17 protein-coding genes and 1 pseudogene are annotated in these 23937 nt (G+C 35.1%); 5 read left to right on the top strand and 13 right to left on the bottom strand.

Annotated features, from left to right (window positions below):
- Nucleotides 1–73 precede the first annotated feature (73 nt).
- From ACFQU5_RS09940 to ACFQU5_RS09925, 4 genes are all read right to left on the bottom strand, one after another.
- Nucleotides 74–841 (bottom strand): amidohydrolase family protein, encoded by a 768-nt coding sequence (locus ACFQU5_RS09940; protein ID WP_390287283.1) that lies wholly within the window; start codon nucleotides 839–841, stop codon nucleotides 74–76.
- Nucleotides 842–850: 9 nt separating this feature from the next.
- Nucleotides 851–2152 carry an SLC13 family permease gene (locus ACFQU5_RS09935; RefSeq protein WP_390287280.1) on the bottom strand — a complete coding sequence of 434 codons (1302 nt, stop codon included), beginning with the start codon at nucleotides 2150–2152 and terminating at the stop codon, nucleotides 851–853.
- Between the two features lie 121 nt (nucleotides 2153–2273).
- On the bottom strand, nucleotides 2274–2996 hold the full coding sequence (locus tag ACFQU5_RS09930; protein ID WP_390287277.1) for a GntR family transcriptional regulator: 723 nt from the start codon (nucleotides 2994–2996) through the stop codon (nucleotides 2274–2276).
- A 404-nt stretch (nucleotides 2997–3400) separates the two neighbouring features.
- Entirely contained in the window at nucleotides 3401–3781 is a 381-nt protein-coding gene (locus tag ACFQU5_RS09925) for a VOC family protein (protein WP_390287274.1), read from the bottom strand.
- A gap of 483 nt (nucleotides 3782–4264) precedes the next feature.
- Between ACFQU5_RS09925 and ACFQU5_RS09920 the strand changes: the two genes are divergently transcribed.
- Nucleotides 4265–5287, top strand: a complete 1023-nt coding sequence (locus tag ACFQU5_RS09920) for an NADH:flavin oxidoreductase/NADH oxidase (RefSeq protein WP_390287272.1) — start codon at nucleotides 4265–4267, stop codon at nucleotides 5285–5287.
- Nucleotides 5288–5455: 168 nt separating this feature from the next.
- Here ACFQU5_RS09920 and ACFQU5_RS09915 read toward each other — a convergent pair whose 3' ends face one another.
- Nucleotides 5456–6907 carry a S8 family peptidase gene (locus ACFQU5_RS09915; RefSeq protein WP_390287269.1) on the bottom strand — a complete coding sequence of 484 codons (1452 nt, stop codon included), beginning with the start codon at nucleotides 6905–6907 and terminating at the stop codon, nucleotides 5456–5458.
- 441 nt (nucleotides 6908–7348) lie between these two features.
- On the opposite strand from ACFQU5_RS09915, the pseudogene ACFQU5_RS09910 reads away from it, so the two are divergent.
- Nucleotides 7349–7846 (top strand): annotated as a pseudogene (locus ACFQU5_RS09910) (IS1595 family transposase); the annotation flags it as partial.
- Nucleotides 7847–8028: 182 nt separating this feature from the next.
- Nucleotides 8029–8319 (top strand): hypothetical protein, encoded by a 291-nt coding sequence (locus ACFQU5_RS09905; protein ID WP_390287267.1) that lies wholly within the window; start codon nucleotides 8029–8031, stop codon nucleotides 8317–8319.
- 292 nt (nucleotides 8320–8611) lie between these two features.
- On the opposite strand, the gene ACFQU5_RS09900 is transcribed toward ACFQU5_RS09905, so the two are convergent.
- Both ACFQU5_RS09900 and ACFQU5_RS09895 read right to left on the bottom strand, forming a co-directional pair.
- On the bottom strand, nucleotides 8612–9130 hold the full coding sequence (locus ACFQU5_RS09900; RefSeq protein ID WP_390287264.1) for a GNAT family N-acetyltransferase: 519 nt from the start codon (nucleotides 9128–9130) through the stop codon (nucleotides 8612–8614).
- A gap of 229 nt (nucleotides 9131–9359) precedes the next feature.
- Nucleotides 9360–10763, bottom strand: coding sequence for a hypothetical protein (locus tag ACFQU5_RS09895; protein ID WP_390287262.1), 1404 nt, complete (start codon nucleotides 10761–10763; stop codon nucleotides 9360–9362).
- 598 nt (nucleotides 10764–11361) lie between these two features.
- Between ACFQU5_RS09895 and ACFQU5_RS09890 the strand changes: the two genes are divergently transcribed.
- Both ACFQU5_RS09890 and mutT read left to right on the top strand, forming a co-directional pair.
- Nucleotides 11362–12090 (top strand): nuclease-related domain-containing protein, encoded by a 729-nt coding sequence (locus ACFQU5_RS09890; RefSeq protein ID WP_390287259.1) that lies wholly within the window; start codon nucleotides 11362–11364, stop codon nucleotides 12088–12090.
- A 227-nt stretch (nucleotides 12091–12317) separates the two neighbouring features.
- Entirely contained in the window at nucleotides 12318–12710 is a 393-nt protein-coding gene (gene mutT, locus ACFQU5_RS09885; RefSeq protein WP_390287257.1) for an 8-oxo-dGTP diphosphatase MutT, read from the top strand.
- A gap of 10 nt (nucleotides 12711–12720) precedes the next feature.
- Here mutT and ACFQU5_RS09880 read toward each other — a convergent pair whose 3' ends face one another.
- From ACFQU5_RS09880 to ACFQU5_RS09855, 6 genes are all read right to left on the bottom strand, one after another.
- On the bottom strand, nucleotides 12721–15135 hold the full coding sequence (locus ACFQU5_RS09880; RefSeq protein ID WP_390287255.1) for a DUF2357 domain-containing protein: 2415 nt from the start codon (nucleotides 15133–15135) through the stop codon (nucleotides 12721–12723).
- On the bottom strand, nucleotides 15107–16642 hold the full coding sequence (locus ACFQU5_RS09875; protein WP_390287252.1) for an McrB family protein: 1536 nt from the start codon (nucleotides 16640–16642) through the stop codon (nucleotides 15107–15109). Before ACFQU5_RS09875 ends, ACFQU5_RS09880 begins: the two co-directional genes overlap by 29 nt.
- A gap of 256 nt (nucleotides 16643–16898) precedes the next feature.
- Nucleotides 16899–18725 (bottom strand): AIPR family protein, encoded by a 1827-nt coding sequence (locus ACFQU5_RS09870; RefSeq protein ID WP_390287250.1) that lies wholly within the window; start codon nucleotides 18723–18725, stop codon nucleotides 16899–16901.
- Between the two features lie 8 nt (nucleotides 18726–18733).
- Nucleotides 18734–19750 (bottom strand): PD-(D/E)XK motif protein, encoded by a 1017-nt coding sequence (locus ACFQU5_RS09865; protein ID WP_390287248.1) that lies wholly within the window; start codon nucleotides 19748–19750, stop codon nucleotides 18734–18736.
- Nucleotides 19743–22424 (bottom strand): Z1 domain-containing protein, encoded by a 2682-nt coding sequence (locus ACFQU5_RS09860; RefSeq protein WP_390287246.1) that lies wholly within the window; start codon nucleotides 22422–22424, stop codon nucleotides 19743–19745. The genes ACFQU5_RS09865 and ACFQU5_RS09860 overlap by 8 nt, the downstream gene beginning before the upstream one ends.
- On the bottom strand, nucleotides 22421–23896 hold the full coding sequence (locus ACFQU5_RS09855) for an ATP-binding protein (RefSeq protein ID WP_390287244.1): 1476 nt from the start codon (nucleotides 23894–23896) through the stop codon (nucleotides 22421–22423). The genes ACFQU5_RS09860 and ACFQU5_RS09855 overlap by 4 nt, the downstream gene beginning before the upstream one ends.
- Between the last annotated feature and the right edge of the window lie 41 nt (nucleotides 23897–23937).

Below are 23937 nucleotides of genomic sequence, written 5' to 3'. Positions count from 1 at the left end.
ACTTATCTTTGCTGCTGATAAGCGCCCCATTAGGTGTTCATAGTTTTGGTAACAATAAATAATTTTGTTCAAGTTATTTATTGAGATACCAATTTTCCCCGTTTTGGAAGAAAATTCGATCTTGAGCTTCCCTACCTACTGTTTCTTTAATTAATTGAATATCATTGTTTGAGAATCGATACCTTGCTCGAGTTGACGGCAAATCGCTTCCAAATATAAGACAGCTTGGGTTTTCACTATATAGTGTAGTAATTAGTTCTCTAATTTCATCACGTTCATAACCCACTCTCCCAAAGCCTGTTAAACGTATAGGAATATCTGCATGAACAATTTTTTTCAATTGATCAATTGAACACTTATGCATCCCAAGATGATCAATAGACACCTTTGGCAAGGTAAATATTAATTCTTCTAATTCACTATCAATTGTTTGTAGATTAAGATAAAGCTCTGTCTTCCAATTACATAATTTATAAACTCTCTCCGACAGCTCTTTTATTTGTTTAGGTGAAGCGGATAATCCTCTGTATAAATTAAATCTTATTGCCCTTATCCCGTCATCGTTTAATTTTAAGATGCCTTCATCTGTTGTATCGAACGGAAGCTGTGTAATCCCCACAAAATTATTACCTAATTCTGAAATTGCCTCTGCAAAATACTCTTGATGATACCCTTGAAATGAACCTGACACAACAGCGCCACCAGTTACTTCAATGGACATTTCTTTTAATTCCTGTAAATAATCGTCCACAGTAAAATAATCAGGGACAAATCCTTGATTTTCTACAAGCGGAAACTTTGGATCAATAATATGAAAATGAGCGTCAAATATTTTTTGCATAACTACTCCTTATAATATAAACATTAAAATCAAAGTTGCAACAATAGCAAACACTAACCCTAAAGGCGTTGCTTTATAAAGTAAATCATTATAAAATTTCTTGGAATCTCCTTCGCTTAAACCACTGTTACCAAGGATTAAACTTCCCCCTGTAGAAAATGGCGCCAGTGCTGTTGATTGGGCGCCGATGATTATAGCAACCGCAATTAACGACGCACTATAGCCTGTTGGAGCAACTATACCAGCAATCATTGGGAACATAAGCGGTGCCACAACCCCCAAAGTACTACTAAAGATTGACATAATGCCGGCAATAATTGCCACAGCAATAGGAACAATAAAGGACGGCATATTATTGATTAAAGAAGCCAATAAATCGATTGTACCTGCTTCAACGGCAACATCAATTAACATTCCTACCCCTGACACAAGCCATAATGTATTCCAAGGTACTTTTGCCATTACTTCTTTAGGTTTGTCACCGGCTAATTTTAGTATGTATGCAAGGATAGCGAATACAACTGCTAGTAAAGTAATGTCCGTACGTGCGTTAATAAACTGAATAAGTTCATTCTCTTTCATAAAAGTAGCGAGCATTGGCACGCCTAGTACAATGACCATTAGGAGAATGATTAAAGATATATTTACTTTTTGTTTTGTTGTAAATCCTTCTGGTTTTTCAATATTTAATTCAGCGATTTGACTGTTCTTTCTGTCAAAAAACATCAGTATCAACATGATAAATATAGGATAGATAAATGAAACAACAAAGATATCCCTTGTCAGAACATTCGCCATTTCAGCTAGCGCTGTTTCACTAAACAAAGAATTAAAGAGTACGCCATGTGCACTATACATGAAATTTGCACCAGAAAGAGAACCTAATGATACCGCGAAGGAAGCATGCAGCTTATTAATCCCTGATGTCTTACATAATGCCATTGCAATTGCCCCCATGACTGCCACAGAGGTAAAGAAACCGGCACCCATTCCAGAAATCAACGCTGTAATAAAATACAGAATTAAAGGCAGCCATTTTGTATGTTTTTGAAATCTATAAAGCAATAAATGTGCAATTTTTTCTAAAGTACCATTTACTACTGCAAAATTAAAGAAGAGCGCTAAAGTGAAAATAACCAGAAATAATTTTGTTGGGAACGTTGCCAATAAATCACTAATTGACATTCCCAAAACAAAACAACCAATTATATAGGCAAATGCTAAAGCTACTAAACCAGTATTAATATCAAGCTTTTCCCCCAGGTAGATTGAAACAATAATAGCCAATATTATTAAAATTGAATAGAACATTCTTTCCTCCCCCTTCTTATATAAATCATAAAAAATTCATTCAATACAAATGGAAGCACTTACAAAATACTGATGAACAATAAACCTGTATAAAAAAAGCCACCACCTCTTTTCTATATTTCTATTCTAAATTTAATACTGATTTGTATTTGTACATGTCTCCACGATAGGAAGAAGCACCTGTTAAAACACAATCATTTTTTACTTTCAGGTCAACACTTCTATATAAAATTGGAGACCCTACGGAAACATTAAGAATGTTTGAAATCTCTTGACTAGCTAGGGCTGCTTCTATTTCAATTTCTCCTTCGGAAAGAGACATATTAAATTTATTTAAAAATAAGTGGGAGAAAGAATAATTAATATATTCTTCATCAGTAATTTGTTCACCATACTGTTTTAAAAGATACCGGTTATCGATAACAACTGGGATTCCTTCTGAAAGACGCAAACGTTTTACCTGATAAACCTCTTCTCCAGGTGTTACCCCTAATTTTTCATCTATTCCTTCAGGACAAGGTATGGATCCCCTATATAGCAACTGGACATGAAAGTTTTTTAAGTACCAGCCTTGAAAAAAAGTATCCAATTTAGCAATATCTGTTTTTAATTTGTTTTTTCGAACAATAAAGGTGCCTTTCCCCTGGATTCGTTTTAAAAGACCCTCCTCTACAAGCAGTTGAACTGCTTGCCGAATAGTCATTCTAGAGACATTAAACATTTTTATGAGTTCATCATCGCTTAAAAATTTTTCTTGTCCTTCTTTGTACATTTTGTCTACTTTTATTCTTAAGCTATCTGCAATTTGAACGTACTTTGGGATTTGATTATTGAAATTACTCATGTTCCCCCTCCTAAGATTCGATTAACCAACATTTCATCTATACATCTATACATCTAGATGAGTTGTTTTTTATTTTAATATACCAAAAGTTAAGAGTCAATATAATATCAGAATTTTCAATCCCCTTTGTAGAATTACAACAAGGCATAGAAGATACGCAACCATGGAGCAATATGGAGCACTTAAAGAATCCTCGAATTATGATAAGTATAAAAATGAATGACGTATAAATTAGGTGCTTGGAAAGAATTACATCACGGGTAACAAGGAGAAGATTAATGGGGAATTATGCAAAAACAGTCATTTTCGTTAAGTATAATTCTTCACAATCTTTCCTCCACATAATAAAAAAGCTACCTAGATTGGGTAGCCTTTTCTGTACTCTCAACTCATAGTTTAGGAAATTACTTTTGTTCCATAACCGCAAAATAGTTTTCTTCATTATCTGCAAAGTTGAATACTCTACCAGATGGCATATTTACAATCTCTCCGACTGTAACTTCTTTATCTAATAAGTCACTGTGTAATTGTTCGAGATTCTCCGCGAAAAACATTAATGAAGGAGTATCGAGATTTAATCCAGGAGACATTTTAGAAACGAAATCTTTATTGTGCAAAATGAGGCTCGTTTCTGCATCTTTATTTGGAGCAATTTCTATCCATCTCAATCCTTGATTATTGTTCTCTTCAGCTATTACAGTAAAACCTAATTTTTCTGTCCAGAATTTCACTGCCTCATCTTGGTTATTGACATACAACATAATTTGACCGACTTTACTTAACATATTCCTTTCACTCCCTTATAAGAAAACTATTGTCACTTTCTAAATTAATATTCTTATTTCGGAAGTAAAAATCCTCCTTCAAATAACCTGCCTTGATATTTTAAGACATCACTTCACAATTTCACTTTAATTTTTACATAAATATCCAGATTGGGGTAATAGCAACAATCATTGCCGAAATCGCTGGACAACTTGTGATAGGTGGATGGTTCATCATTTTGGATGGTTCCATCGTTTAGTGATAGAATTGAATATGAAACGGGTCTTCGCTTTGCTATTTATGGTTCTTTCACTTTATTTTAAAGATAGAGGGAATAAACGCACTAACGAGGATACAGTTACATAATCCATACAGAAATCCTGACTCGTGGATGAAGTGGCCAAAAAAGTATTTCGTTAATTGTTGAATAATAATTTGGGGTCGACACTCATACATGATGATCTGTATCCCCTGAAAATATCGCTAATAAAGGAGTTTTGATGATGAAACATTTATTTAGTCCCTTTGAATTTAAAGGGTTGGAAGTAAAAAACCGTGTAGTGATGCCTCCAATGTGCCAATATTCAGTGGAAAAGAAGGATGGCGTTGCAAACGATTGGCATTATCTGCACTATGTAAATCGAGCTATAGGCGGAGCCGGTTTTATCATCATTGAAATGACCGATGTTGAGCCAGATGGACGAATTACAGACTTTGACCTGGGATTATGGTCAGACGAACAAATCCCTGCTCTAGCAAGAATTGTTGAAGCCTGCCACAAATACGGAGCAAAAGTGGGTATTCAAATTGCTCACGCAGGACGTAAAGCTGAAGATGCTGCTGTGCCGGTTGCCCCTTCCGCTATTCCATTTGATGAAAATTCAAAAACACCGAGAGCCCTTTCTACAGACGAAGTGAAGGAAATGGTCGAAAAGTTTCGCGAGGCGACTCAACGTGCGATTAAGGCCGGAGTAGACGCAATTGAAATTCACGGTGCTCACGGCTATTTAATCCACCAATTTCACTCCCCTTTAACAAATAAACGTAATGATGAATATGGAAAGGATTTAACATTGTTTGGCAGAGAGGTATTACAAGCGGCTAAAAGTGAAATGCCCGCAGATATGCCGTTGATTATGCGAATCTCTGCCCAAGAGTATGTAGAGGGTGGATACGGAATCAAAGAAAGTATCGAGATCGCTAAAGCGTATCAACAGGCAGGAGTCGATATCTTCCACATCTCTTCGGGTGGAGAAGGACATATCACTGCAGCGGGAAGACCGGGTACACATGCTGCTTATCAGGTGCCACTTGCTCGGGATATTAAAAATGCCCTTGACGTTCCAGTGATTGCAGTTGGACGATTGGACGACCCTATATTAGCAAACTCCGTTATCGGGAATGAAGATGCCGATCTTGTTGCCATCGGAAGAGGGATGTTAAGAAACCCAAACTGGGCATTGGAAGCGGCAACTGTCCTTAAAAAAGAGACGCAGATACCAGAGCAATATGTAAGAGGATTTTGATTTACTAAATTGTCACTTAAAGGCAATCTTCATGTTATGAGGATTGCCTTTTTGACTTCTCCATAACCTAGACTTACCATAAAAAACACGTTCCTCATGGAAAAATAAACATAATTAGTGCTACTCCCGCAAAAAAAGCCCCGGTATATTTACCAAGGGCATTATTTTTTATCGCAGCTTAAAACGTTGGACCGATTCACTCATGTTGTATCCTTCTTTAGTTGTTTTAGCTTGAACATGGTATAGCCCCTTTAAGGAATTTCTTCTTGATGTATTATAAGCCACCTTGAATTGGCCATAAGAATTTGTTGTTCCTTTAAATACCTTGACTACTCGAAATTTTTCAAGGATTACTATTTGGGCATTGGCTCCTGCCAGAATTTTACCGTTTTGATCATAAGATGTCACTGTTAGAGAAACAGCTTCTCCGATTTTGTATGCAGACTTGTTTGTAGCTAAAGCGGTTTTAGAATTGTACCTAACTTCCGTGCTTTGAGTAGGTTCTTTTGTTGTTGAGGTAGCTACAGGGGCTTGAATAATTCCATATCCATACCATGTATCCTTACCTACAGCCCCTAAATCCACTACCCCCTGTTGTAATTTAAGGCGAAGTTCTTTTGCACTTAATGTGCCATTTGATTGTTTCAACAAGGCTAAGTTACCTGCCACATAAGGTGCGGCCATTGATGTACCACTCATACGGGCATATTGATTGTTTAAAAATAAACTTAATATACCCTCGCCCGGTGCAGACACTTCAATAGTACTGCCTGTTGCTGAAAAGGAAGTTCGCTTGTCGGCGGAATCCGTTGCTGCAACCGCAATAACCGATTCGTAACGGGCGGGGTATTCTATAGTATCTATACTTCCATCAGCTGTCCCGTTATTACCAGCTGCCGCGACAACTAAGATGTTTTGGCTATACGCTTTATCTACAATTTGCTGTAAAGTAGCAGAGTGCGTAGTTGTTCCAAAGCTAAGGTTAATAATGTCCATTTTATTCGTAATCGACCAGTCTATGGCTTCAATAGTATCGGATAAGTAACCATAACCATTTTGGTCTAATGACTTGACCGCAAAAACATCGGCATCCGGTGCAATGCCGACTATACCAATGGAGTTGTTTTCCGCACCGACGATTCCGGCAACATGCGTTCCATGGCCGTTATCGTCCGTATAAGAGCTCGTATAATCCACCGTTGAGACTCCACCTGCAATCATTAAGTCATCATGCTTGGCAATACCTGTATCCACGATTGCCACTTTTATACCTTTACCTGTCAAGCCTGAATTCCATGCTTTTTGAGCTGCTGTTCTTGTAATCCCCCAGTCAGCTGTCTGTGTATTTACTTTTATTAATACGTCTTTTTCTACCAATTTGACGTTTGGATCCTTCTTTAATGTTTCAATTGAAGTTGATGGAACTGTAACTGCTATAGCGGAGACATTCTTATACTCCTTTTTTATTTTCCCTTTTACTTTGCCAATAATAGTCTTTTCAACTTTATCTTTATAATAGACAATAACGCGTTCTTCTTGTATTTGAGCTTCGGCTATTGTCGGTATGATTGAAAATAGAAGCACAAAGGAAACCAAGCCTGAAAATATTTGCTTTTTCATATTTGACTGAATCTCCTTTAATATAATGATTGGCCTATATGCCTATTATAATTTCGCGTATTTTAAAAGACTATATGATTTTGTTTCCATCTTTTCCTGGCATATATAGTTCTCCATTTATTCGATTTCCAATGTATTTGAGGAGATTATTTATCAATAACTTTTATCCATCTTATCTATACTGCCGATTCATGGAGGCGATTCTATTACTCTTTTCTTTTTCACCGCTCTATTCTACTATCCTGCAGACATGGATCGGTCTAGATTCTTCCTCCTTACTTTCGTTCTATTTTATTGCATATCCAAAATGCCGACAACAAAAACTAGATACTATTCCTCCAACTTCAAGGGTAGGGTCTGGATTTTTCGGGATTCAATAAAGTTCCTTAAAATCCTTACGATATGTGTATAGAACGCTAATTTGAAGCGGAGGGAAAAATTATTTCGAATTGCAAACCAAGAAAACGTGGCGGTTCTGCTTCCAAAAGAGGTATTTCCAATGAACAAGTCTGTGTATTAGACGCTGGAGACCGAAACAAAACAACCCTTTCAAAACGGGTAGGTTCAGGTAGAATTCTAATGGAACAAACTGATAACACCCTTACATCGCATTTTAAGAATGATACGGTGCAAATCTTACACTACTACTAACGATGCGGAGCACATCATCATAAACGGAAGTAAACAAGAATATGTAAAGAAAGGCATCTACCACCTCAATAATATTAATAATTACCATTCCCGTTTAAAGAAATGGATAAGTTGTTTAATGGTGTTTCTACGAAGTATTTACAACTTTATTTAGTGTGGTTTCAATTCCTCGACAATAGGAAAATGGAAAGCGATTTAAGCAAGAAAAAACAAATGCTTATCTTGGCAAGTGTTCATGGAACATGGGAAACCACAGACAAGTTAAGGCTGAGAGAATATGCATTCTAAATAAAAAGTGCACATAAAAATGAGCTAGGAAATGTCTCTCCAAGCTCATTGCATTTTGATGTCAGTTTTTTACTAAGCACTCTTTGTTTAAGTATAATTGTTCAAAAACTTGTTAGTTAAATAGTTACAGCTAGTTTTTTTCAATCGACATACGCAAGTTCGAGATAACTCCCAGAAGCAATATGATCGAAACAACTATTTTTTCAAAAGGTGTTCCAAACAATTGTTGTATAAATCCAAAAGACCAAAGTCCAACAAAAAACCAACATATAACGGTTATTCCTCTTTTGTATTTAGATAGTTTAACTCTACCAACAAACAACGTAAAAACCAGTCCAATAATAGAAATAACGGTATTTATAACGGATATTGGAAGCTGTTCAGCAAATGATTCAGACCTTCCGCCATTAACCCATGTGAATGGAATACTTTTGCTAATAATAAGAAAATGGATTAGGATAGTCAAAGAGTAAAAAATAATCCCCATAAATACAGCAGTTTTCATATTAATTTTTCTGAGCTTTTCTAAAATAAAGTCACCTCATTTCTTCCTGTTTTAGTTTTATTTAATCCACAAATATACTATTCCTATATTTCTTCCATATGACAAGTAACTGAAAGTAAGTTTTCGAAGTATTATCAAAAATCACCAATATTCTTAAACGAGCTAAAAACATCGGCCTAGGTATTCTTTGTTAAGTAAACTGCCGCGTTAGTTGAAGTGTAAACCTATAATTACTAAGTACCGAGACTTATGCAGTTTATTCACTTAAACTCTTTTTCTAAAAACAGCACCATCAGATCCTCATCAAAATACTGGTCTCCCTCTTTTAGTCCCCTTGGCTCGACACCGTACGTTTTAAAACCTAAAGATTTATAGAGTTTTTTAGCAGATTCGTTTGTGGAAACCACTTGCAGATGAATCTGCTCTACCCCGTCAAAATCCTTTGCACGCTTGATCACTTCTACCATTAGTGTCCTTCCAACACCTTGACCGCGCACTTCTGTAGCAACGTACATCCCATAAATACTTCCTTTATGCCTGGATTTCAGGTCCAACGCTCGCATAAACCGAACCACGCCAACCAGCGAACCTTCCTCATTAAAAGCTCCTAGCACATATCGATCTTCGGCTTGGCGAATTCGCTCCTCGACTACCTCAATTGTGAAATGAACTTCTCTTTCATATGTAGAACCAAAGTTTTCCGGATCGGTTTGTAAAGCTCTTAGTCTAAGTGCCTGGTACTTTTGGGCATCCTCTTCGTTTAATAGGCGTATGTTCATGTTGACCCTCCTTTTCTACTCTCCCTAAACTATTCGTTTCAATGAATAAAAACCCTCCTTAAGTAGAAAGGCTAGAAGAATATTATTAATGGAAAAGGATATGTACTGCAATTCTAGGCTCAAAAAAGGGGAATGAATTTTCTTCCTTATTCATTCCCCTTTCTCTTTATTCAGTTCACTTCAATAGCGTAAACTCTCACACTACACTTGAAATGCCAGAGAGTTCTTCTTATTTTAAGAAGTTAAGAAGGTTAGACAACGAAGCTACTACGCTTTGATAGTATCCAATCACTTTATCTCCTAAAGCGATTTGGTCGGATCCACTCTCTTCTGTTTCTTCCGTTGCTGGTGCTTCTGGTTCTTCTGTTGTTTCTTCAGCTGCTGGTGCTTCTGGTTCTTCTGTTGTTTCTCCAGCTGCTGGTGCTTCTGGTTCTTCTGTTGTTTCTCCAGCTGCTGGTGCTTCTGGTTCTTCTGTTGTTTCTCCAGCTGCTGGTGCTTCTGGTTCTTCTATTGTTTCTCCAGCTGCTGGTGCTTCTGTTACTACATCCGTTTCTGCAAGGTCTTCAGATTCTTCGCTTGCTTCAACAGAAGCTGAACCTAAGATTTCTTCAATAATGGATTGATAGTATGAAGCAACACTTTGATACGTATCGCCGATAAATTGATAGCTTTCATCTACCCATAAACCAAAAGCATCTTCTTGAGCTGGTGTTTCTTCTTCTGCTACCGGGGCTTCCGGTTCTTCAGCTGGTGTTTCTTCTTCCGCTACCGGTGCTTCCGGTTCTTCAGCTGGTGTTTCTTCCTCTGCTACCGGTGCTTCTGGTTCTTCAGCTGGTGTTTCTTCTTCCGCTACCGGTGCTTCCGGTTCCTCAGCTGGTGTTTCTTCTTCTGCTACTGGTGCTTCTGGTTCCTCAGCTGGTGTTTCTTCTTCCGCTACCGGTGCTTCCGGTTCTTCAGCTGGTGTTTCTTCCTCTGCTACCGGTGCTTCTGGTTCTTCAGCTGGTGTTTCTTCTTCTGCTACCGGGGCTTCCGGTTCTTCAGCTGGTGTTTCTTCTTCCGCTACCGGCGCTTCCGGTTCTTCAACTGGTGTTTCTTCTTCTGCTACCGGTGCTTCTGCTTCTTCAGCTGGTGTTTCTTCCTCTGCTACCGGTGCTTCCGGTTCTTCAGCTGGTGTTTCTTCCTCTGCTACTGGTGCTTCTGGTTCTTCAGCTGGTGTTTCTTCTTCCGCTACCGGTGCTTCCGGTTCCTCAGCTGGTGTTTCTTCTTCTGCTTGTGTACCATCATCTACTTGGTCTTCTTGTGAATCATTATTATTTGTTTCATCTATAGTTTCACTATCATCTGTATCGTCACTAGTTGGCACCGAATTCTCTTGAGCCAGTGCGCTCACTAGTTTACCTTTTTCAGGTGATCCCGGTAGACTTCTTGCTAATGCTGATACTTGCTGACCATGATTTTTCGCTTGTTCAATCACTTCCGGATTAACACCCTTATCATCTAGCTCTGCTGCTGAAATAGGTGCACCAGCCGCTAAAAAGGCTGTCGCTACCATTGATGTTGACATGACTAGTGGTGCTACTTTCTTTGAGAAACTTTTATTAACTTTCTTTGAATTCAACTGTTTTTTATTCATTACTTGATCTCTCCTAGTTCGTATTTTTCTACTGATACTGATAGGATGGATTTTTCATTATTCCAGTTATTTTCGGTTCACTCTCCTATTCATCTGAGCAAGCAAACTGCCCATATTTTCCGGCAGCACCATCATCTGCCTGCCTAGAATATACACTTGTTTTGTTACTGTTTTATGTTAATGGGTTTAAAATAAATGACGGTTCCCTTACAGATTTATAGTATTCTGAAATAACTGAAATCTTAAGAAAGTAGATAAAATATTCTATTCCACAATAATGTTTGCGCTCTCATATACTTTCCTGATGGTATTCTCAGTGTTATACAACCACGTGCAATTTGAATAAAAATAGCCTTTTTTTCTTTACAAATAAAATCTCCAGATGAAAAATATTAAATTAATATAATCGTGTTTAAAAATGCTTAAGTTGGTTTTGGCTCTGTAGATCAATATTTATTGTTGTAAAGAAACATCTGCGCTACCTGTCCAATCCGTCGAACTATTCGTCTCAATAAATAAAAACCCTTCTCTAGTAAAAAGTCCCACAGAATAAAAACTTACAAAAATACCAATTTCTAGTAAAATAGAGTAAGTAATGATGAGAAAGGTAGTGGAGATGTTGTTTAAAAAACTAATCAGTAACGTAAAAGATTTACTAAACCCACCTACTTCAACGAAACCCACAGACAAACCCAAGAAAAAATCGGTAATCTCTACATACAAGGAACAAACGGGAAATGGCCTGTTATCCACCATGTTCAACAAAGGCAATTACGGGGAATTCTCCTCCTATGGGAAAATGGCGAAACTGCCAGGCTACCATAAAGCACTCTTCAACATCTATATTCCGAACGGCAAAGAACAAACGACCGAGGTGGACTTAGTTTTTATCCATGAAACGGGCATTTACGTTATTGAATCAAAGAATTACAGTGGCTGGATCTACGGCGATGAGAAGTCCCAAAAGTGGATGCAAACCTTCCCAAACGGCCAAAAGTATCCCTTTTATAACCCCATCAAGCAAAACATCGGCCATATCAAAGCATTGCAAGCCCTCCTCCCCTCTGTTGAGAAGGAGCATTATAAATCAGTCATCGTCTTTAGCGAAAGATGCGAGCTGAAAAAAGTCTCCTACGAGGCAAAAGATACATATGTCCTCAAACGCTATGACTTAGCGAAGTTCATGAACAAACAAATTGAGGTTTTGCCTAAGATTTTGGAACCACACTACATCGATCGAATCTATGATTTTTTGTCGCAATACCAGAAGGTGGATAAAGCTGTGAAGGCGGAGCATGTTGAGATGATTAAGGGGAAGCAAGGGTAAGAGCATGGAATATCGAATTGGCAATGGCTCGCTTTCACCATAAGCCTTACTAGGGGGATAAAGATGAATCAAAGAGATTAGGGCTTTGTTAGGAAGATTATTGACAGTTAATAATCTTCCTGCTTATAACAATGTTAATAATCTCCTTAAACTTCTAATGGCAAAATAATGCTCAAGTATTGGAAATCGTCTAAAATTAACTTATTAATCGTAAAAAGGTGATCAAAATGAAAAAGCAAGTCCACGTGGTTGGAGCAATTATTGAAAATGACCAAGATGAGATTTTTTGCGCAAAACGAAGTTCCGAAATGACCCTCCCAAACTATTGGGAATTTCCCGGTGGGAAGGTTGAATCCGGTGAAACACCTGAAGGAGCATTAGCGCGAGAAATTCAAGAAGAGTTCAACTGCACGATTAGCGTTGGAGAGAAAGTAGAAGACACAACTTATGAATATGAAACATTCATTGTTCGACTCGAAACCTATAAGTCAAAGCTAGTGAATGGACAACCTATTGCCATTGAACATGCAGAAACGAAATGGGTCAAGCGAGATGAACTAACTCAGCTTGATTTTGCTCCTGCTGATATTCCTGCGGTTGAACGTCTTATTAAAGAATAAAGGCTAGCAACTATAATAATTTAGCTGCTAGCCTATTTAAAATCTGATATGAATTATGTTTAAAATCACTTAAAGCAATCTCTTCTACAAAATTATCCCCGTTCATATGAATTAACATATTAGGAGTCCAGATTAGTTCATGCCCTCGAAGACGGAACAAATTTATAGACGTAGACTGATTTAAATCCATTGAATTTAGCTCAATCTCAACTTCACTCGATATCCCTTTTAACATCAACCAAAGCTGACGTTTTTCATCTGAAGTAATGAATAGCTCTGTTACATTTCTAGCATCATTATATACATGTTCTTCAACCAAAATCGGTTCTTTAAAAACAAAAAAGTTCGAGTGGATAGGTTGTAGCTTTGAAACCCATGATTCTACATAGAATATTAGGTGTTTACCCTTCCGTTCTACTTTAGTAATGTTTCCTTCTTCTCGAATCTGTTTGGAATTAAATAATGCAATTTTCTTCGCAGATTTCCATTGGTTCGGAAGTGACTCAGACCTCACTTTGATAACTCGTTCTCGTATTATCTTATCCATATTTTCTTTCACGGGAAGAATTAAAACATCTTTAACTTCTTTTTCATAAAGATATTCTTTTGTTCCCTGTGGCAAAATACCCTCTTTTTGCAATTCATCCGCGCTTTTATTCAATAAATTATCGATAATTGTTTCTACCAGTTTTGTTGCATCTGGAAGGAAAGGCAATCCACCGATATTTACTTTCTCGATACTTTTATATAAATCATGCTCCTGATAGCGGTCTGTATCATTCCAAGGAAACAATACATAGGCACCGAAAGCAGTTCGTTCATAGCTCCCCTTACTTTCAGACACAATGGCATCACGGTATCGATGCATTGTATTGATATCATCTTCCATAGGACCTGGCCCATTATTCTGATCATCATTTAAATTAATTCGATACTTTGCATCAAATATATATTGGAAATGATAATCTCGACCAAGTTTTTCAATAGTTAACATGGTATCTGGTTTTTGATTCACAGTGATTTTCTTCTTTGTAGAGTATTGATACTGTAAATAAATAATTTCACCTGTTTGTTTATTCCGAAACACTCTTTTTGCTCCGCTATTTTGATTTAAATTTACAACTAAACCATTACTAGTTACTTTAATAATGTTATGAGAGACTTGTTCACATTTCTCTCCCAAAATTTTGCCCAACTTGATAAATGTCCAATATTCATAGAGAGTTGCAATATCTTTAATGGACATTTTATATAACTCACCCTGTAAAATTATCCCTTTTGATAGGGTTCCGTAGATTTGGTAGACATCACGATAGCCTGCTGCCATTTGCATAACAAGGCTAATGACCGAACGATCTAATTTGCCAATACTACGCCAGAAAGGTTGCTTAACTTTTTGTTCTAAGCGTTTTTTCATATCTTCTAAAATATCAACTATCACTGGGTCTGGAGCCTTTTCAAACCATTTGTTGGCCGAAGCAATGACAGATTTATGGAGAGAATCGATTCTGGCATAAAGACGCATTAAGGTCATTTTGACATAACGATTTTCATGGGTATCTGTTGTATGAACCTTTTTAATAAGCAGCCCTTTTTTAGGCATCATTTGAGTGCCATTTATAGGAACTCCCTTTTCAACCTCAACAAATAAATTGGTATTTTTCCTTAAATAAGCGCGTCCCCTACTATCCTGCTTTCTTAAACGATCTCCCCGTACTTCTTTATGAATTGTTTCTAATTGGCGATGTGGTTGCTGCTCGATTAAATTAATTGCATTCATATAATCCTCGAAGTGTTCCTGAAGCAATCGATAAAACTCAACACCGGTGGGTTCTTTAAAGATCTCTGTTGATCCATGTAAGTAGGTTCGTTTTATAAATGCATATGCCAAATTATAAATCTCGTCATTTACTTCATCCAGTAAAGCACGATAATCCTTTTTGTAATCAAGTTTAGTTGGATAAACTTCCATTACCACTGATAATAAGGTTTGATTCTGTTTATCACGTATCTCAAAATTACTAAAACCAACTTCATTTTGAAAATGTAAGGTTCCCGTTAATGAATTGGTATTTAAGAATGGATGGATAGCTTTCCGAAACCCTTCATACTCGTGCCAAAACTTAATTTCTCGGTTTCCTACTGGCTGGATCTGTAACTCATACATACCATTTTCAAAGAAGATAGGTAAAAAAGGTTGTCCAATATTCTTAACTAATGCGCCAGTATTAACATCAAATATTTGGATTTCCGCTCCATTTGAGCAACTAAAATGCATGGACTCGTTGTTTTCAATGAAAGACTTATAGCTATCTTCATTGTATCTTTGTAAATCAATATTACCTGTGATGGCTAAGAAAAGAACATCAGTCTTAATGGTTAATAATTGAATCCCCTTAAGAAATCCAGAATGACGTGAATCCATCGGTATCTAACCTTTCTAACATTTCCTTAATCTTCTTAGTGGACCTAGGATATGAACTCAATTCTGCCTCTAAATCTTTTAATACAGGCCGAACAACGGCTTCCATTCCACCAACACGCGGCAATATCTTCTGCATAATGCAAAAATCCATCGCATCATTTGCTGAAAGCAATTGTCCAGCCTCTTCATTGTGAGCCATATAGAAACTAATCTCATCACGGACACGATAACCTACTTGTGCATGGATTGGTTGGAGATGTTTGTTGATTACCACAAGCTTTTCAGAAACTTCTCGAATAAGCTGCTCATGAGTAGAGAATGCATCAATTAAATGAATGAATGATGATTCTAATACTTTATTCGTTACTCCTATTGGATCCATCGCTTCACCTTTTGTCATCGAATCAAAATTCATCAAATCAATTTCATTAAATTCAATCGTATTAGCACGGTCTAATACCTTCTTACTAAACGGATGTGTTGTTTCGTCCATATTCACAGTACCTACTATGTACAAGTTGCCTGGAAGTGTTAATGGCTTCCCCTCTACTGTAACAAGTGTGGAAGAAGTAATCTCTCCATCTACTTTTTTTCTACTTTCCATTACACTCAAGACATCACTAAAGTAATACTCAACCCGTGCTAGGTTCATCTCATCTAATAGAACAAAGTGTGGTAAATCAGGATTTTGATGTGCTTGCTCTACTATTTCAGTAAGTGGACCCTTTATAAAATCTCCTTTAATATCTGTATAGCCAAGAAGTTCTGAACTGTCGCTCCAATCTGGACCTACTGGAATCAACTTGAATTGTTCGTTCTCTTCCGTTGCTCCAATTGCTTCGGCAAAAAGTTGGACGATTTTTGTTTTTCCCGTTCCGGAGATGCCCGAGATGATTACGAAGGGTTTTGTTCTTAGAGAAAGGTAAAAATTATAAAGATTACCGATTGTATAATTAAATCCTTTTGAATTAATATATTTATAAATATTGTTAATTAAGTCTTCCGGTTGTATCTCTTCTATGCGACTTTGCTTTTGTATACTTTCATCCCCTCTATATTTTTCCACATACTCAAGTAATTGATCTCTGTTAAATACAAGTAAATCAAGTTTATTATTTTTTCCTTTAATAAAATAATTATCATTGATATTTTTAATATTATATTGCCATTTTTTAGTACTTGGTCTACTTGGTGGACTATAAAGATATCTTTCGTCTGTAAGTTTATTTAAAAAGTCATCTAAATTAGCAATTAAAAATCTATCGTAGTATCTTACTATTAATAACCTTTTCACCCCTTGATTTATTTTCATTCTATTTCTGATTTCTAGAATGTTATTTAAATTTACATCAAACGCTCCGGAGTCTTCGTTTTCTCCCTGTACTGCAGGTGATAGAACTAATAAATCCTTATCAATAAAAACATTAAAAGGAACAACTTTACTTAAGCCCAAATCATTTGTTAAAAATTCTATATTTTTATCTGCTTGTCCCTTTTTATAAGCCATCTTTATCCGCCTTTACTTGCAAAAATTTTCGGAAAATATAGAAGAAAAGACTATGGTCTCCCATAGTCGTCGATTTCATTAAAGTTCTAACGTAGAATCTATCTTTTTTATATTATGTTATGCAGCACATTTAAGTATAGTTCGCTAACTATAGTTAACAATCAACTGTAACATCCAAAATCTAGATAACATTTAGCAATTTAAATAATGATACATTCTCCCTATTAATGCTTAGCATTTCCTCTTATATAAGAATTTACAATAGCATACTTAGTATATCTGATGATTCTTCTTTAAAACCAGTCCAACATGCCTCTTGTTTCGCCCACTGCGTTACGTTTCTGTCACCTGCAGAATTTCTTAAATAATCAAGTGTATTTTGAGCAATTGTTCTAACAACATTTGTCCATTTATCAGAAAGTTCTTGGTTATTCCATACTTCTATTAAATTAATATCCTTACCATAAAGATGCGCAAGCATAGCTACAGTATAGTATATTACATTAGCTCTATAACCCTTTAATCCCATTTGGTTAACTACATCAGTAACAAATTCGTTAATTATTCTCCGTGATATTAATGTTTTATAAAAATCATTATCAATATTGCTAATAGTAATAGGGTTACCCTCTTCATCTTCTGAACGTTTCCAGTATCGACCATTTAAGTTCATGAAATGTTTGAACGCTTCTTCTCCACCTTTACTTGAGACATGTGGATACCCTTCCCATGACATAAAATACTTGGCCATTTCTACTTTTGTAATAACATTTTCTTTTGGATAGACTTTTTTAAAGTCATTTTGTTCTTTGCCATTTTTTCGGCGACCAATATCAACCATATATTGTCCACGAGCACGTTCAAAATACCATTTGTTTTCTTCTTTTCGATTGTCTCTACTAGGAATCCATGTATTTCTAGAATAATTCTCAATATCAGACATAAATCGTGTATTTGCCAATAAGTCTGATTTGTTAATTTTATTTTGTGTATTTGCATACTCCGAAATTCTCGATACTAATTCATCCTCTAATTCATACCGATCTTGTTCATTTTCTGAATCCACTTTAATAATAGTCAATTTAGTTTGGACATAAACTCCTTCTAAATCAATACCACTTTTATACGCTTGATGAATCGAAGCAGTTGTTTGTCCACCATTTACAATTTGCCAACTTGTAATTCGTTTTATTCTATAAAGATTTGAGTCACCAATTTGTTCTATTTCACCATCTTTAGCAACACTAGATATCCCATTATTATATGCAACAAACATTTCTCGTTGAATTGGGTCTTTTAATGTATCACGAATCCCTTTATTTGTTCCTCCACGTGCTTGCAAGAAAGAACGAACGTTTCGTTCTACTAATTTAGGACCCCACTCATCATAAAGTTGAGCTAACAGCTTCGCTGGTATATATCCTATATAGCATTCAAAATCGTAATTACCTTCAGAATTATTATTAGGAACATACATCATTTCTATGGAATGAGAATAATCTTTCTCAAATTCAATATCAAAATCTCTCATTCCTTGCTCTGCTTCAGATAGTCTAAAAATACGATCCATATCCCATACGTGAACGTTTACCGTTTCTACACCAGGAATTCGAACTTCGATAGGTTTATTAGTCAAATAAAATCTAGTTGTCAATACATATATATCTACTTCATCAATTGTTTTTCTATTGTCATTTATGAATTTCGCTAGTTCTCTAAACTCAACACCTTCACTTGCGCTGTGGAAAATACCGTTCGAATTTGTATAAAATCGCTTTGCTTTATTTGCAATTTCGGTTATAGCAGTCTTAGAGATTTCCGGTAATTCTTCATTATCATAGTCAATATCATAGTCCACAACATATAAACTAAGAGAACTTGTTTCTTCTTGGTACATATAGCCATTTACTTTTATATTGGCTTTTATATATGGAAATATAATAGAAGGTTCATCTTCTTGATTCATGTAAGATAACATTTCTGTGAAGAAAGGAATTTCTCTGCTGCCTATCATGCTACCTTTCAGCTCAACTGCATCTATAAATTCTTCTAGAAACTCTAGTTTCTTTTTTACTTCCCTCATCCTGCTCATCAACTTTCTTTACTAAAATATACATTTTCTGTTTCTACTTTATAATCAATACAATGCGATAAATCAATAATGTATGAAACATTAGATACCCCGACAGGTAACTCACTGCTAGTTATCTTAGGGAAATTTTCTTTTACTTCATATGTCTCTGCATTATGGATATAAAAACAAATATCATTATATACATCGTCCAAGATATATAACTCGAATAACAAATCATTAAATCTAACTAAACTAGTTTGAGATCTCTTAATTAATTTCTCTCTTATGGAATTAATTAAATCTTGAATTGATAATCCATCAGACTGTGTATCTTCAATTTTCAAAACATATAAGTATATTTTTTGGATAACGTTACTTAACTCTAGTTGCGTTTCATTTGAAATTCGGATACCATGTTGAATCTTTGGAGAAACTGTTTTAATTTCAATTCCTATATTATTTTTAACAAAGTCAATACGATGCCTTGTTGGACCTTTCCATGAATCGATTATTAAAGGTGGATCATCTGCAAATTTTTCTAACCAATTGTTAATGTAATACAATTCACCGAATAAGCCCATTTGTTCTTCTAGTGAGAGTCGTTTATTGGATCTATATCGAAAAAAATTATGCCAGCGGTCTAAAACTCCATAAATAACTGTAAACAATGATTGATCTTCAATAAATAATATATGATCTACAAGGCTTTGCAGTAACTTTTCAAAAATTTCCTCAGAATTCAATTCATCCTGAGCAATAATTAAAAAATGCTTTTCTTTTAATGGTCCAATTTTTTCAAAGTATTCATTTGTAATGGATACTCCTTTCCATTTAGGGAAAGACTGCCATTGATCTTCATTCCAATCCTCATTGGTTATATCTATATAAATTCTGCGTTCTTTTGTTATTAAGTCTATTCCAATCAGTATAAAAGGCATACTAAAAGATATTGTTTTTAATTTATATATATCATTTGATTTTTCTTTTTCGGCCTGTTCAATTAAATTCCGAAAAGCCTCGGTAATATTAATCATTTATATTACCTCGCTTTACAGTTTTGTTAATAATATAATTTCCCTTTTTTTCTATAGTTTTTCCCTCATCATCAGTAACCGTTTCTGTTACTTCAGGAAATGATAATGCAAGCCCAATCGGAACAAAGTTTTCATTAAAATTATATCCTAAAGCTTTAAATCTCTTAACTTCTGGATGTAATGGATAAATAAAAATTGCTGGATTATTAGCATTACGTTCTTCTTGGCTAGCTACATTTAAATCAGTAAACTCTTGTTTACTTGCCACTAAAGCTCCTATATCTACAACATTTGGTATTCCATCAACTTCTTTTGATACAGCACGAATAACAGCACTGTCCAGTTGAATTTTCCCTAGACGTACGGGGAAGGTTTGAATCCCCTCTTTAACCACATCTTTTTTCTTTAATGTAGATCTAGTGCTATCTACTATTACGACATTAAATCTATTTAATTCATCTTTATTATTCATTCTTTTAATAAAAGATGCTATATCTTTACTGTTAACTTTATTGGCAGAAGCAGCAGTTTGATATTGCTCTAAATACTCTATAATAATTCTACTAGGGATATCATAGGCAATGTAATATGAGGTATCTCCAGACTTTTTACTAAATGATTCTTCTATATTATTGATTAAATTTACAGTTTCCTCCATATTATGTTTCATAATAGATTCATTCGCATCAAAAATACGAGTTTGTCTCATCATGCCGCTATGACTGAAAAGTTTTTCAGATGAACGCATTTTAGCCATACTTGTGACTAACATCTTCTCATGATCTAACATTTTTATGGAATAGTCTTCTGGTGTGATGTCTTCATTATCTGCAACATATTCAAACTGTTCTCTTAGTTCGACCATAACATATGCCATATGTTCAAAATACTCTGCAATTATTTCAGAAGTATATATACGACATAAATCCATATAGCCTGTTCTAAATCCAAACCAGCGTCCCATTTGCATTAATGTGTCATACATATTTGTTGAACGATAGTAATATGAAACACTTAGCCCTTCAAGTGTTAAACCCCGCGATAATTTATCTCCGCCGATTGCTATTACGTTTAAGCCAACATCTTTATAAGTTTCATATTCTAAAGCTTCCCCGCTATGTCCATTAATTTCCATTATACGAACATTACTAACAATAGATTTTATCTCTTTGAAAACAATCTTCCAATCAAATACCGGTAGCTTGTTATCAAATTCTTGCTGAACTATAACATGATCATTTAAATATAACTCTTTTAATCTCGTAATATATACACTTCCACTATTATATAAAATATCATTAGATAACTCTTGATAATATTTTTCCACAACTTCTTTCATAGCACCCTGTGTATCCGTGAAGCGAGATGTATGGATTAGCATTGAATTATGTTTCCCATTTTGACCACGCAGATTTCTTATTGCTATCGCAATTAAAAAAGCTAAAACTGCTTCTTGCATCGATTCTGGTACATATCTAAATTTATCAGAATCAGTTGTTTTCTTCATGCTATCAAATACCGCTAAGTCCTCTTCTTTCAAATGTCGAATAAATAAAGGTTTATCATCCTCTAGGTAACCCGTAACGTTAAAATATTCTGCAGGACCACAATATCCTTTCGGTTTCGGTAATGCTACAACAAAATCTTTAGGATATAAATCTTTACCAGCAGTATTATGCTGCACATCAGTAGGAATTAAAAGATTCGCAAAAGGTGTAGCTGTGTAGCCTACATAGGACTTTTTTTTGAACAGCTCTAATATTTCTCTAATTAATCTATTAATAGTTTTAGGATCTTCTTCTTTGTTTTGATTTGAAGTATCTACACTTGCTTGATCTGCCTCATCATCAATGATTAATACTGGTACATTTTCGTTTTTTGTAGATAGCATTATACTTTGAGATAGAATTTCTTTTAAGGACTCCAGTACAGATTTATTTTTTTTCACTACAAGGAGGTTCCGAGAAAGAAAATCACGTTTCTTGCCATGTGCTAAAGTGATATCTTTATCTTTAGTAGTCCAGGTAGTTACAAGTGGACCATCAATTCTAATTTGTGATACACCAATTTTTTCATCTGTATTTTCATCAATTCTCCCTACTACCTCTTCTTCTAATCGGATTTGTGTTTGAGATCGTAAGTCGTTATGCATTCCAGCTAAAACTATTACTAATTTATAACCAACATCAAACGCTTTATTAATTAAACCTGTAAAATTAGCAGTTTTCCCCGATTGAACATAGCCCAATACTAAACCACGCACATCAAAATCTTCTATACTATTAGGGTTACCTATCGATTTCAAAATTTTATCAGTCGATTCATTGATAGATTCTACGGTTTCTTTTTCCCACTTCTTATAATCTATTAGATATTTTTTATATCTTGGCCAGAAAAATGAATACGTAGGATTGGTTTCTCCAAACCAATTTTTCGCTCCTTTTCCTTGCATAATAGGAGTTTTTGGGACTTCTATGGAACCCCCATAGGTTTCAAACATTTCTAATGCTAAACTTTCTAAATCTGAAGTCCTTATTCCCTCATAACTATCTAAAACCTTTTTCTCAGCCGATTTTTGTGCTTCTGAGAACGAATTGTTAATACCAATATTTTGAAATGCTTCATACATGATTTTGAATGTTGCTTTATAATCTTCTCTCATTGCATTATTCATTTTACTAACACTTCTCTCTCAATAACATTTTTAATAGTTGTTCGATTTATAGATTCAAAACCTTGAATTAAAGATATAGAATCCACTAATGTTTCAATATCTATGGCATCATTTAATCCAATTAAACTATTCGCTAATTGTATAATAATAAATTTTTTACCCTCATCTATATTTTGGATAGATTCCTCTTCTCGCACCATCGATTCAGAGTTAAGTAAATTTGTTGGAGAACCTAATTCAACTAGTTTTAAGTAAAAATTCAATTTTTTTCTAGCATCATCATCAATTTGCTTTAAAACTTCCATTAAAATTGGATGGTTCCTATTTAATATATAAGAACTTTCTGCTTCATCATTATAAAGTTCCCATGTATGTAAGGATCCTTTCATTCTCCCCGTTTTCTGATTGGGTTTTGCTCGGTATAGCATTATTTCTTTTGATACCTGTCGATAATATTTGCCAATTGCTTTTAAGTTTTCTTTAGCATCTTCAGGAACAGAAATACTAGACTTTTTTATATCTATTTTCCAATCATCGTCAGCATCATTTGTAAAATCAATTTTAATTCGAACTAATTCAGAAAAGTAATCTTTGGTAAAGATTCCGAACCAATCTCCAAAGTTCACCAACCTACCTTCTCTGTATATATAAAAGCCCTGTTGATCCCGCCATCCTTTTATTCCAGATGCTTTTTTATACTCAGTCTCCGTAAATGAAGATGGATGAGGGAGAACGTAAGGTGTTACTTTTACTCTTTTGTTATTTACTCGTATTAATTGAACTTCACCCTCGATTGTTTTAGGATGTTCGGATAAAAATGGATCCCATGGCAGTAAAACATTTTCGTTAATTAAAATATTTATACCACTTTGGATTTTTAAATGGAAAACCATTTCTAAGTAATTTCTTGTACGTGCAATCTTACTATTATAACTATTCAATTGAATTACTTTATTAGTTCCATACCCACAAAAACGATCTAATTTATCTATAAAAACAATTGTTCCATTATTAAAATCAATTTGTCCTATCTTTTCTTTTACCTCATCAGGTATTCTTTTAAATAAATTCCACTCATTTGAGCTACTTACATAATCTAAATCCCAACAACGCTCTGAGATAATGCCATCTTTTTTGGTCAATACACTTAATCGTTTACCTAATGAAAAAGAAGCAGTTTTTAACCCCATACCAAAACGCCCAAGTTCTTTTTGTTTTCTTTCTTCTCTTGGGTCCTTTGATCCTATTGTCATAGCAATTTGTAATTCTTCATTTGTCATTCCAATTCCATTGTCTTGAATCGAAATGTAGCCATCTCCATTATCATAACTAAAGATTATATTAACTTCCTTCGCTCCTGCATCAATCCCATTGTCGACAATATCAGCTATTGCAGTTTGAGCATTATAACCTATACTTCTAAGTGATTGAATAACAGGTGCAGCAGAGGGTTGAGTAAGTATTGTATCCAAATCTATTATCTCCTATTAAAATATTGTTATTTTAAGAGTAA

The organism is Ureibacillus sp. GCM10028918 (assembly GCF_042666115.1).
Lineage (GTDB): Bacteria > Bacillota > Bacilli > Bacillales_A > Planococcaceae > Ureibacillus.
This window is presented reverse-complemented; position numbering and strand designations above follow the sequence as displayed.